Here is a 12,290-nt window from a genome sequence, read left to right as displayed (position 1 = left end):
AGCCCTACAATTATATCTGCATCAAACCAGTGCCTTTGCATACCGGATACCCCTCGATAGCACAGGTGTTACGTTAAACATCAACTTACATGAACAAAAGCACAATAACCCTGCTTTTTAGTATCTTTTGCCTTAATGCGTTTTCGCAAAAAACGTACAACATTTTAAATTATGGGGCTAAGTCTGGCTCAAATTTTATCAATACGGCAGCCATACAACAGGCCATTGATGCTGCAACCAGCCATGGCGGGGGGAGGGTAATCGTCCCCGCGGGTTATTTTATAACGGCCCCGCTAAACCTTAAAAGCGATGTAGAACTTCATTTAAATAATGATGCCATACTGCTTGGCAGTGCAAAACGGCTGGATTATCCCGACAATCAAATGTCGGTGATTTATGCACAGAACCAGCAAAACATAGCCATTACAGGCAACGGCATTATTGATGGGCAGGGCCGCGACTTGGTTGAGAATACCTTAATGTTGCTAAGGCAAGGCAAAATACAAGATGAGCAATGGCTTTTAAAACGCCCCACAGAGAAAAATCGCCCATTCGTGGTATATTTTAAAAATTGCCAACATGTTAAGGTAACCGGGATCACTTTAAAAAATGCGGCCTGCTGGGTGCAAACCTACAGCGAATGCGATGATGTGACCATTGACAGCATAAAGGTGCAAAGCACAGCTTACTGGAATAATGATGGGATTGATATTGTTGATTCAAAAAATGTAAAGATCACTAACAGCTATTTTAATGCCGCAGATGATGCCATTTGTTTAAAATCGGAAAATCCGCAAGGCAGTTGTGAAAACATATGGATAGAAAACTGTATCGCCCGATCAAGCGCAAGCGGGTTTAAAATAGGTACCGGCTCTTTGGGAGGCTTCAAAAATATTAAGGTAAGCAACTTGACTGTTTTTGATACCTATCGCTCTGCTATTGCCTTAGAAACCGTTGATGGTGCTTATTTGCAGGATATTGATATCAGGCATGTGATAGGTAAAAACGTAGGCAATGCTCTGTTTATCAGGCTTGGCCACCGTAATCAGGATAATAGGTACAGCACATTACGCAACGTATTAATTAACGACGTTAAGGTAGAAGTACCCTTTGGCAAACCAGACATTGGCTACCCGTTGGAAGGGCCACCACCTAAAATACCGCCACATAATTTAATCACCTCGTCCATAACCGGCTTACCCGGCCACCCGGTGCAAAATGTAACCTTGCAAAACATAGAGATTAGCTATGGCGGCGGTGCTAAAAAAGAAGTGGCCTACATTAGCATAGATGATTTGGCCTCTGTTCCGGAAAATGCCACCGGGTATCCCGAATTTACCATGTTTGGCGAACTGCCTGCCTGGGGCATGTACATCAGGCATGCAGAAGGTATTAAGTTAAACAACGTAAAACTAAGCTACGCGCAGGACGATTACAGGCCGTCAATAATTGCCGATGATACCAACGGATTAATACTGCAAAACGTTACTATCCCGGCATCAAAAAGTACAGCCGTTATTGTATTGAATAATGTTACCGGGGAGACTATAGATAAGGTTAGTTTACCGGTAAGTAATAAAAACGGCATACTGACGCAAAAGAAATAAGGCAATAACCAGTGGCTAATATTTTAATGAACAAATACCTTTTAAAAAAACCTTTGAGCCACCTCTTTACGGTTGCAATTATTTTTACTGCAACCAGTCTGTTGGCCCAGCAAACAGCGCTTGTACATTATGTACAGCCACTCGCCGGTACAGCACCAAGCACTACAGCTGCCGCCCTTAAACATGGCAACGGTACCGAATTAAACGCCAATACCATACCCGCTGTAGGCCTGCCTTTCGGCATGACACAGTGGACACCCCAAACCCAATCGTCTGAAAATAAGTGTGTGCCCCCTTATTTTTATAAGGATAATATGTTCAGCGGTTTCAGAGGCACGCATTGGCTTAGCGGCTCTTGCACGCAGGATTATGGGAGTTTTACCATTATGCCTGTTACCGGGCATTTAAAAATAGATATTGCGGCTTATGCTACTCCCTTTTCGCATCAGCAGGAAATAACTGCACCGCACTACTACCGCGTAACACTGCCGGCCTATCAGCTAACTACCGAAATTACAGCCACGTTAAGGGCCGGCATGATGCAGGTTACGGCCAATAAAACAGATAGCCTATATTTACTCATCACACCCAACAGCGACCAAGGCCAGGGCTTTATTAAGGTTGATACCAAACGCGGCGAAATTTACGGCTACAACCCTGCCCACCGTATTTACCAAGGCTGGGGTGAACCTGCGGGCTTCAGCGGATATTTTGTTATTAAGGTAGAGAAAAGCATAAACACTAGCGGGACTTTCGCCGGTGCCCATGTTTCACTTTTGGATTCAATTAGCAATCAAAAAAACCTTGGTGCTTACCTTGGTTTTAAAATTAACAAAGGCGAAAAACTACGTATCCGCATCGGTACCTCGTTTAGCAGTATAGCCGGTGCCCGCCAAAATCTGAAAGCAGAAATACCTGGTTGGGGCTTTGAGTCGCTGGTAGCAAAAAACAAACAGGTATGGCAAAAGGCATTAAGCCAGATACAGGTAGCAACAACTGTCGAAAAAGATAAGCGCATTTTTTACACGGCATTTTACCACGCCATGCAGCACCCACGTTTGTTTAATGATGTAGATGGCACCTATCCCCGCTTTGCGGGAAATTATCAATCAGAGAAAATAATAGGTGCTAACTATTACGACGATTTTTCGATGTGGGATATTTATCGGGCACAATTGCCGCTGTATGAATTGCTAAACCCCAAATTGATTAATGACTGTGTACAATCGATGATACTCAAAGGCCAACAGGGTGGCTGGCTACCGATATTCCCCTGTTGGAACAGCTATACCGCCGCCATGGTTGGCGACCACGGCACAGCCTTTATTGCATCGGCCTATACCAAGGGCATACGCAATTATAACGTAAATGAAGCCTACCGTTTAATGCGGCAAAATGCCTTTAATAGTGCAAACGCAAAAGATTATAAGGATGGCAAAGGCCGCCGTGCTTTAAACTCTTATCTTAAATATGGCTACATCCCCATGGAAGACAGCGTACCCGAGGCTTTTCATAAAAAAGAACAGGTAAGCCGGACTTTAGAATACGCTTATGATGATTATGCCCTGGCGATTGTTGCCAAGGGATTAAACAAAACTGCCGATTATGATGCCCTAATTAAAAGGAGTTTAAATTATCGCAATGTATTTGATCCTGAAGTTGGTATGGTACGTGGCCGGTATGAGAATAAAAACTGGTACCAGCCTTTCAACCCTTCAACAAAAGAGCCTTATATTACAGAAGGTACACCGCAGCAGTATACTTTTTATGTGCCGCAGGATGTTGCCGGATTATCCGGTTTAATGGGTGGCAAAGCCAAACTCGAGCAATCGCTCGACCATCTTTTCGACAGCCACGAATATTGGCATGGTAACGAACCTGGCCATCAGATCCCATTTATGTACAATTATACCGGTGCGCCGTGGAAAACACAGCTTCGCGTTAAGGCGATACTAGTCGATGAATACAGTGACGGCCCGGGCGGCTTAAGTGGTAATGACGATGCAGGGCAAATGTCGGCATGGTATGTATTTGCCTCCCTGGGTTTTTATCCGGTAGATCCAGTATCTAATAATTATATCCTTACTGCCCCCCTATTTGATCATATCGTTATAAATTTGCCTAAGGGGAAAGCATTTACGATAGCTACTCATAAACAATCTGCCAAATCAAGCTACATTGCAGCTGTTAAATGGAATGGCAAACCCTATACAAAGAATTACCTTACCTATACCACCATTAATACAGGTGGGCTGCTGGAAATTTTCATGAACGATAAGCCTGCTAAAACATGGGCAACACAATCAACAGATCAGCCGGCAAGCCTAACGCATAACAATTAGCAATACCTTCAATATGATACGCCGTAACATTTGTTTTATAATTTTATTGCTCAGCTTGATAAGTGCTGTGCCCGTTTACGCGCAACCCGATAAAAAAACGAACGCATATTACATTACAAATTACGGCGCCATAGGCGATGGGATAACAGATAATGCCCTGGCCATTCAAAAAACCATTAATGCCTGTAACAAAGCCGGTGGCGGTAAAGTAATTATTCCGGCAGGGCATACTTACATGGCTGGTCCGTTTAACCTGCTCTCAAATATTGAATTTGTAATTGAGGTAAACGCTAAGCTGCTGGCCAACCCTAAAGAAAGTGTTTACAATAAAAGCGCTTTCCGCGATAATAAAGGCGAAGGCACCATATGGATGGGCGGCGAAAACCTGCAGAATGTTACCATAGCCGGCGGCGGTGTTATTGATGGTAATGGTATCTCATTTATGGGTGCAGAACTGGAAGACTCGTACGAGTTAAAGCCTTTTAAAATAGTTGATCCGCGCCCTCACCTGTTAACAATTGTAGGTGGTAAAAATATCCGCATCCGTGATCTTACTATTCGTAATTCTGCTTATTGGACAGTCCATTTGGTGGGCTGTGATGATGTAGCGATTGACAATCTTACCCTTTTAAACAGTTTAAAAGTACGCAACAGCGATGGGATAGACCTGGATCATAGCAAGAATGTACGCATCAGCAATTGCTACATAGAATCTGGAGATGATTGTATTTGCCTGAAAAACAGGCGCGAGTATGAAGAATTTGGCCCTTGCGAAAACATAACCGTGAATAACTGTACCATGACCTCCAGATCATGCGCTATAAAAATAGGATCTGAAAACATGGATCGCATTAGCAACGTACTCATTAACAATTGTGTAATTACTAAAAGCAACCGCGGTATCGGTATCCAAAACCGCGACGAAGGGACGGTGACTGACGTTATATTCTCTAACATCGTTATAGATTCGCACTTATTTTCGGATGTTTGGTGGGGCAAGGCCGAACCTATTTATGTAACCAGCTACCGTCGGGCAAATGGCAACAATAAGGATGCAGGCTGGCGGTTTCCGAAAGGCAAAACCGAGGGGAGCGCCGGCATGGTTAGCAACATCTATTTCAGCAATATAAAGTGCAAAAGCGAGAACGGCATCTATGTAGGCGGCGAATCTGCCGATAAAATATCAGGCATCTTTTTCGACCAGGTTGATGTGCTGATTAACAAAACAACAGCCATACCCGGCGGGGTCTATGATCGCCGGCCGAGCAAGGTAGACGGCCTGTTAACCGGCAGTACATCTGCCTTTTACCTCGATAAGGCTAACCATATCACCATTAGAAACAGCAGCGTAACCTGGGGAAGTAACCGCCCGGCTTATTTTAAGCATGTTTTAGAAAGCCGGGAAGTAGCCGATTTAAAAATCTTTAACCTCGAAGGCCAATCTGCTTTTCCAGATCAGATGGAGGCAATTAAGAAGTTGTAATTTCTCACAAAATTATTTTGTAGGGTACATTGAATATTAATCGTAATATTGCAATCGATATAATGGGACTTACCAAAACAGAAATATTTACAGAAGAGCAAAATGCGCTGGCAATTGCGTTGAAAGCAATGGCCCACCCTGCCCGTATCGCTATTTTACAGCAAATTATTAAAGCCAATGCCTGCATTTGCGGCGATCTGGTTGATGAGCTTGGCCTTGCACAGGCCACCATATCCCAACATTTAAAAGAATTAAAAAATGCCGGCATCATCCAGGGAACCATTGAAGGTGTTAGTGTTTGCTATTGCATTAACCCTGAGGTTTGGAGTGCTTTGCAAAAGCAGCTTAGCGGTTTTTTTAACACGTACAATTTAAAGCCTAATTGCTGTTAACTTTTTTTACAACAACCTATCGTAATATTGCAATAAAACGTTTAAATCATATTAAAATGGAAAGCTTAAAATGGTTATCATTTAAACAACAATTACAGGCAAATAGTGCGTTAACCCTGCAATTCCAATACACCGCAAACCAATGGGTAAATGCCGCTTACCACATTACAGAAATCAAACAGGCTATTATTACATCGATAGACTGTGGTGGTGTTATGAATGCCTGGACTGAGATCATCGTACAGTTATGGGTACCCGAAGGCGATGAGCAGGATAAAGCTATGCATGTTGGTAAAGCACTGTCAATTATAGGTTTGGTTGAGCAAACATTACCTTTGAATCCCGAGGGTATTGTCAAAATTGAATTTGGCAGCACTCAGTTCGATACCCGCCAGATGCTTCCTAATGCATTGGTGATTGATGGTAATAACCTTATTGTAGACTTGCGCCCGGATGCCGTACAATGTAAAGCGATAGACCGGGGCGGTAGTTGCGGAACAAATGATAAAGGCGCTGAATGTTGCACACCAACTGTAGCCATTAAACCCAAAATACAATTGCAAAACCTGGCCGTTGCCGCAAGCTGTGCACCGGGTTCTGGATGCTGCTAAAAATAAAAATGATGATTAAGAAAAATATACTCGTACTATGCACAGGCAATAGTTGCCGCAGCCAGTTGGCAGAAGGATACCTTCGGTACTTTGCAGGCGATAAGGCAAATATTTACAGCGCAGGTATTGAAACCCACGGCGTAAACCCCAAAGCTATACAGGTAATGGCCCAAGACCATATCAATATTTCCGGCCACACCTCAAATCATGTAGATGAATATTTGACCATCCACTTTGATCACGTGATTACGGTATGCGATAATGCGAATGAAGCCTGCCCCTTTTTTCCGGGCAATGTAAAACGCTTTCATGAAAACTTTCCCGACCCTGCAAAAGCAACCGGAACCGATGAAGAAATTATGGATGAATTTAGGCGGGTAAGAGATTTAATTAAGGTGTATGCAGCAAATTTTGTAAAAGAGAATTTATAATATGTCGGCAACCAATTGCGCCCCAGTGGCAGCACGCAAAAAATTAAGTTTTCTTGACAGATACCTTACTTTATGGATCTTCCTGGCAATGGCTATTGGCGTTGGGATTGGCTATTTCATTCCTTCGTCGGCCGGGTTTATTAACTCTTTTTCAAGTGGTACCACTAATATTCCGCTGGCTATCGGGTTAATCCTGATGATGTACCCGCCCCTGGCCAAAGTAAAGTATGAGAAGATGGGCGAAGTATTTAAAGACACCAAAGTGTTAAGCGCATCCCTTATTCTTAACTGGATTATTGGCCCTATACTTATGTTTGTTTTAGCCATTACTTTATTGCATGACCATCCTGCTTATATGGTTGGTTTAATTCTGATTGGCTTGGCCCGCTGTATTGCTATGGTTGTGGTTTGGAATGAGCTGGCAGAAGGTAACCGGGAATACGCTGCGGGCTTAATAGCTTTAAACAGTATTTTCCAGGTACTGCTTTACAGCGTGTATGCTTACCTGTTTATTACCGTTTTGCCGCCGCTATTTGGGCTCAAAGGGTTAGCAATAAATATTACCATTGGCGAAATTGCCAAAAGTGTAGGCATTTACCTGGGCATCCCCTTTGCTACCGGGATAATAAGCCGTTACACGCTGATCAAAATTAAGGGTGAGGATTGGTTTCAAACTAAATATGTACCTTTTATTTCTCCCATAACACTCATTGCACTGCTCTTTACTATTGTGGTGATGTTTAGCTTAAAAGGTAAGCTTATTGTGCAAATACCCTTTGATGTTGTACGTATTGCTATCCCGCTGGTCATCTATTTTACCATCATGTTTATATTAAGCTTCTTTATCGGCAAATCATTTGGGGCCGACTACAGCCGGAGTACAGCTATCGCCTTTACAGCCACAGGCAACAATTTCGAACTGGCTATTGCTGTTGCCATCGGCGTTTTCGGCATTAATTCGGGCGAGGCTTTTGCCGGGGTAATAGGGCCATTGGTTGAAGTGCCTGCATTAATTGCCCTGGTTAACCTCGCTTTTTATTTTCGTAAAAAGTATTACACGCTTAAAAATTAAGTCGAAAGCATATAACTGCCAAAACCCGGCTAATTAGGCATCATTTAGCCGGGGCTATATTTAAATAAGGTTAAGCTTACATTAAGCTTTTGTCCCGGTAGCTGATATTACACCTGTAAGTTGCAGTTTTGCAAATAAAAGTATCCAACACTTAAATCTATTGATGCAAAAACTGGGGTTAATCAAGTATCTGCTGCTTTTATTAAGTATTTCGCTGCTTATTATAAATCCGTTTTTATCTGCTTTTGCACCTACAAATCATCATGTACCTGTAAGTGTAACCAGGCAGCATACACATCATTTCACACCATCTTATTCCCATAACAACTATTGGGGCCTTATTGCCAACCGGCAGCTTACCAGCCCACCGCACGTTCATAAAGTGATCGATGTAGCTAAGTTTATCTGTGTAGCCGGTTTCTTATTCTTCCTTTTAAGCATTAACCTGGTAACTGTAAAAGTTAACGTAATCAGGAGAACGCTTATAACACTGCATGCCCCTCCCTTATACCTTTTAACAGGTACCCTCCTCATTTGATCTAAGCAATAAATACATTTTAATACCCCTTAAGCGTATTTTATTGTTTCATCAATGTCTTATTTGCCAACCGGCAATATGGCTATCTATTCATACATTAATGAATTTCGGCGAAGAATTCAGCCTGCAGGTTATGCTGGCTAATAAATCATATCATCAATATTTATATAAGTTTCTGGAGCAGATAGATGTGCAGCATCATTACCAGATCATCCTGTTGCTAACCCGGTTTAACGGCAAAGCAACCCAAAAAATGCTTTGCGAAAACCTGAGTATCGAAAAATCTAACATGGCAGCTATTATAGATGCCCTTGAAGCAAAAGGTTATGTTACACGCGAGGTAAATTATAAAGACCGCCGGGGCAAACTGGTTGTACTAACCCCTAAAGCGGCAGAAGTTATTGATGGCTTGGAAACCACATTTGAACACTTTGAAACCAATATTACCCATGAAATTACCTGGCAGGAAATGTACAATTGCCTGCGCGTACTAAAAACGATTAACAATAACCTGCTCATGCTAAACCGTAAGCCCGAAGTAGTAAACCGGCCGCAGGAGGTTGCACATATATAATTGCATACCATGGCTGATAAAGAAATATACACTTTTGGTGAATTTATAAAACAAGGCCGAAAGCATAACTACCTTTCGCAAAACGAGCTGGCAGATAAATTGGGCATCGAAAGAGCCCATTTAAGCCGGATAGAATCGGGGAAAAAGAAGTTTAAGATTGAGAAACTCGAAAGCCTGGCACTGGCACTAAAAATTGACCTGGCCGAACTCAAAAAAGAGTTTTACAGTGACGTTTTTGCTGAGCAAATCTATACCCATAATTGCCCCGATGGCGTGCTGGAAATCACGAGGCAAAAGGTAGCCATGATCCGTTCTGTTAAAATGGTTATTTGATTGAACCATTGATAACTGTGGGTTAAGAAACACTTGTTTTATTGGTAATGGTAATTTATCGTTAATCGGTTTTGAGCGAAATAGCTTTGCAAAAACTTATTTGAACGTGAAAAAAAATTTTACCCAACTGATGTTTCTGCTGCTTGTTACCTTAAGCGCAAATACAGCTTTCGCACAAACAGCCGGCAAAATTACCGGTAAAATTACGGATAGAAAAACAGGCGAAACACTGATAGGTGCCACCGTATTAATACAAGGCACAACTAAAGGTGCAGCTGCCAATGTAAATGGCGAATATTTGTTAGCAGGCATGCAACCCGGTACTTACACCTTAATGGTACGCTACATTGGTTATGATACCAAAGCCATAAGCGAGGTAGTGGTAAAAGCTGGCGATGTTACCCGCCTTGATGTAACGCTGGATGTTAACCAAACAAAATCACTCAAAGAAGTGACAGTTAGAGCAACTTACAAGCGCGAATCTGTTGCTTCTTTATACGCCCAGCAAAAAAACAACGCAGCAATTACCGATGGTATTACTTCTGAAACCATTAAACGTTCGCCGGATAAAAACACATCAGAAGTATTGCGGAGGGTAAGTGGCGCCACCATACAAGACAACAAATTTGTGGTAGTACGCGGCCTGAGCGACCGCTACAATACAGCATCATTAGATAATACTACCCTGCCCAGCACCGAGCCTAACCGCAAAGCGTTTTCGTTTGACATTGTACCGGCCAACCTGATCGAAAACCTGGTAATCAGTAAAACAGCTACGCCAAACCTGCCCGGCGATTTTGCAGGTGGTGCCGTACAAATTATTACCCGTGATATTCCGGACGAGAACTTCCTGAGCATTAACGTGGGTACCGGCTACAACACTAACACTACCTTTAAAGACTTTAAAAGCGGTTACCGTAACCTGTCAGACTATTTTGGTTTCGATAATGGTTCCCGTAAACTGCCCTCAAACTTTCCGTCAACCAACCGGATCAATTCATCAACCAATCCGCTTACTACGCAGCAAAGCATTTCGGCATTAAGCTCATTAAATTCTAATTTCCGTACTTATACTTATACCGCCATACCGAATCAAAATTACCAGATCTCATTAGGCCGTGTAAAAGAATTTGCCGAAAGCAGCAACCGCCTGGGTGGTGTGTTTGCAGTTACTTACCGTAACAGCCTGCAAACCATTAACGATTTAAACATCAACTATTACGAGTACAAGTTTAATGATGACAAGTACCGCTTCTCTACCAGTATTGGCGCTTTAGCTAACTTAGCGTACAGCTTTGGCAAGAATAAGATCACCTGGAAAAACATTTATAATCGCTCGTTCGACGACCAGTACCTTTACCGTACCGGTTATAATGGCCAAACGCAAAATCCCGATAACCACTTCACCGCCTTTGACCTGATTGAGAAGAGCCTGTTTAAAACAACCTTGCAGGGCGACCACGCCCTGGGCAGTAATAATTCCAAATTAACCTGGGTAACCAGTTTTAGTAATGTAACTAACAACCAGCCCGATCAGCGTAAAACCAACTACGCATTAATTGATGGCGTTTACCGTGCCGATATTACCACCGTAGGCAAGCAAAACGCCCGGTTTTATTCTAATCTGAACGAAAATATTTATTCGGGACAGATGGATTATACCTTGCCTGTAAAAGCATTTAAACAGCAGGCTACCTTTAAGGCAGGCCTCTCATCACAATACCGCGACCGTACTTTTGTACCCCGCTTTATTGGCCCCGAACTGGTTACCAATGCCGATAACGCCGAGCAAATACGCACCTTGCCCCTTAGCCAGATCTTCAGCCGCAATATCATCAACCAGGGCTTCTATAATTTAAAGGAGATCACATCAAGCGATGATCCTTACAATGCCAACACATTTACCAATTCTGGTTATGCCATGCTGGATAATAAGTTCGGCGAAAAGTTCAGGCTGGTTTGGGGTTTACGTGTCGAGAAATTCGATCTTCATTTAAACACTAATAACCCGGCAACTAAAGAGGTAACACTAAATAATTTAGACATCCTGCCTTCGGCCAATTTAACGTATAGCTTAAACCCTAAATCAAATTTACGGTTCTCTTATTCGCGCACTGTGGCACGCCCCGAGCTGCGCGAGCTTGCCCCTTTTAGTTATTACGACTTTGAACTATTGGCAACTATACAAGGCAATACCGCTCTTAAACGCACACAAATCCATAACCTGGATTTACGCTATGAGATTTACCCTTCAGCGGGCCAGATATTTTCGGTATCTGCTTTTTATAAAAACTTTAAAAACCCAATTGAATCTGGTTACTACGATGTAAACTCTACGCCCGACTTTAATTACTTTAATGCAGAAAAAGCCAACAACTATGGTGTTGAACTAGAATTTCGCAAAACGCTCGACTTTATTAATACAGGGTTTAAGAACACTACCTTTTATACCAACTTAACCTTTGTAAAATCGGTAGTAACCGATAGCCGTTTCCAGCTTACTGAGCAAAGCAACACACGGGCTATGGTTGGCCAGGCACCTTATGTTATTAATGCCGGCCTGCTGCAAACGGCGGCTAATAATAAGCTGAGCTTTAACTTACTATACAACCGGGTAGGTTCAAGGATGTTCCGTGCCAGTGGGGTACAGTTCCCGGCTATTTATGAAAACGCCCGCGATGTGGTTGATTTCCAGGCAGGCTACCGCATCCAGAAAGGCAAAGGCGAGTTTAAGCTAAACGCCTCCGATCTTTTTAACCAGAACACCCTTTTCTATTATAAGAAAAGCACACCCCAATATGACATTTCAAGAGGTTCAACAATAAGTAAGTATAAGCTGGGCTCTACCTATTCGCTCTCTTATGCCTACACTTTTTAAACAAGCAAACTTTACAATAAACAACAAAT

At 42.6% G+C, this 12,290-nt stretch carries 11 protein-coding genes; all 11 read left to right on the top strand.

The features are described 5' to 3' along the window. Positions 1 to 89 precede the first annotated feature (89 nt). Positions 90 to 1,607: a glycoside hydrolase family 28 protein gene (locus RG47T_RS04190; RefSeq protein WP_074488264.1), complete on the top strand. Its 1,518-nt coding sequence runs from the start codon at positions 90 to 92 to the stop codon at positions 1,605 to 1,607. Positions 1,608 to 1,633: 26 nt separating this feature from the next. Further along, positions 1,634 to 3,949, top strand: a complete 2,316-nt coding sequence (locus tag RG47T_RS04185) for a GH92 family glycosyl hydrolase (RefSeq protein WP_074488263.1) — start codon at positions 1,634 to 1,636, stop codon at positions 3,947 to 3,949. 46 nt (positions 3,950 to 3,995) lie between these two features. Then, on the top strand, positions 3,996 to 5,432 hold the full coding sequence (locus RG47T_RS04180) for a glycoside hydrolase family 28 protein (protein ID WP_245770766.1): 1,437 nt from the start codon (positions 3,996 to 3,998) through the stop codon (positions 5,430 to 5,432). A 62-nt stretch (positions 5,433 to 5,494) separates the two neighbouring features. Beyond that, positions 5,495 to 5,824 carry an ArsR/SmtB family transcription factor gene (locus tag RG47T_RS04175; protein WP_074488261.1) on the top strand — a complete coding sequence of 110 codons (330 nt, stop codon included), beginning with the start codon at positions 5,495 to 5,497 and terminating at the stop codon, positions 5,822 to 5,824. A gap of 56 nt (positions 5,825 to 5,880) precedes the next feature. Further along, complete coding sequence (locus RG47T_RS04170) at positions 5,881 to 6,435, top strand: DUF6428 family protein (protein ID WP_074493119.1); 555 nt, start codon at positions 5,881 to 5,883, stop codon at positions 6,433 to 6,435. 8 nt (positions 6,436 to 6,443) lie between these two features. Further along, positions 6,444 to 6,866 carry an arsenate reductase ArsC gene (locus tag RG47T_RS04165; RefSeq protein WP_245770767.1) on the top strand — a complete coding sequence of 141 codons (423 nt, stop codon included), beginning with the start codon at positions 6,444 to 6,446 and terminating at the stop codon, positions 6,864 to 6,866. A gap of 1 nt (position 6,867) precedes the next feature. Further along, positions 6,868 to 7,938, top strand: a complete 1,071-nt coding sequence (gene arsB / locus RG47T_RS04160) for an ACR3 family arsenite efflux transporter (protein WP_074488260.1) — start codon at positions 6,868 to 6,870, stop codon at positions 7,936 to 7,938. 163 nt (positions 7,939 to 8,101) lie between these two features. Then, complete coding sequence (locus tag RG47T_RS04155) at positions 8,102 to 8,476, top strand: hypothetical protein (protein ID WP_074488259.1); 375 nt, start codon at positions 8,102 to 8,104, stop codon at positions 8,474 to 8,476. Positions 8,477 to 8,576: 100 nt separating this feature from the next. Beyond that, positions 8,577 to 9,050 (top strand): MarR family winged helix-turn-helix transcriptional regulator, encoded by a 474-nt coding sequence (locus RG47T_RS04150; RefSeq protein WP_074488258.1) that lies wholly within the window; start codon positions 8,577 to 8,579, stop codon positions 9,048 to 9,050. A 9-nt stretch (positions 9,051 to 9,059) separates the two neighbouring features. Beyond that, on the top strand, positions 9,060 to 9,383 hold the full coding sequence (locus tag RG47T_RS04145) for a helix-turn-helix domain-containing protein (protein ID WP_074488257.1): 324 nt from the start codon (positions 9,060 to 9,062) through the stop codon (positions 9,381 to 9,383). A gap of 106 nt (positions 9,384 to 9,489) precedes the next feature. Further along, positions 9,490 to 12,261 (top strand): TonB-dependent receptor, encoded by a 2,772-nt coding sequence (locus tag RG47T_RS04140; RefSeq protein ID WP_245770768.1) that lies wholly within the window; start codon positions 9,490 to 9,492, stop codon positions 12,259 to 12,261. Positions 12,262 to 12,290: the final 29 nt, after the last annotated feature.

This window comes from Mucilaginibacter polytrichastri (assembly GCF_001911425.1).
Taxonomy (GTDB): Bacteria; Bacteroidota; Bacteroidia; order Sphingobacteriales; family Sphingobacteriaceae; genus Mucilaginibacter; species Mucilaginibacter polytrichastri.
The sequence above is the reverse complement of the archived record's forward strand: the minus strand, read 5'-3'. Positions and strand labels throughout refer to the sequence as shown.

What these genes read in the sequence shown, in the direction of transcription:
- RG47T_RS04170 (WP_074493119.1), top strand. Translation starts at nt 5,881, where the DNA reads ATGGAAAGCTTAAAATGGTTATCATTTAAACAACAATTACAGGCAAAT.
- RG47T_RS04175 (WP_074488261.1), top strand. Translation starts at nt 5,495, where the DNA reads ATGGGACTTACCAAAACAGAAATATTTACAGAAGAGCAAAATGCGCTG.
- RG47T_RS04165 (WP_245770767.1), top strand. Translation starts at nt 6,444, where the DNA reads ATGATGATTAAGAAAAATATACTCGTACTATGCACAGGCAATAGTTGC.
- RG47T_RS04185 (WP_074488263.1), top strand. Translation starts at nt 1,634, where the DNA reads ATGAACAAATACCTTTTAAAAAAACCTTTGAGCCACCTCTTTACGGTT.
- RG47T_RS04155 (WP_074488259.1), top strand. Translation starts at nt 8,102, where the DNA reads ATGCAAAAACTGGGGTTAATCAAGTATCTGCTGCTTTTATTAAGTATT.
- arsB (WP_074488260.1), top strand. Translation starts at nt 6,868, where the DNA reads ATGTCGGCAACCAATTGCGCCCCAGTGGCAGCACGCAAAAAATTAAGT.
- RG47T_RS04190 (WP_074488264.1), top strand. Translation starts at nt 90, where the DNA reads ATGAACAAAAGCACAATAACCCTGCTTTTTAGTATCTTTTGCCTTAAT.
- RG47T_RS04150 (WP_074488258.1), top strand. Translation starts at nt 8,577, where the DNA reads ATGAATTTCGGCGAAGAATTCAGCCTGCAGGTTATGCTGGCTAATAAA.
- RG47T_RS04145 (WP_074488257.1), top strand. Translation starts at nt 9,060, where the DNA reads ATGGCTGATAAAGAAATATACACTTTTGGTGAATTTATAAAACAAGGC.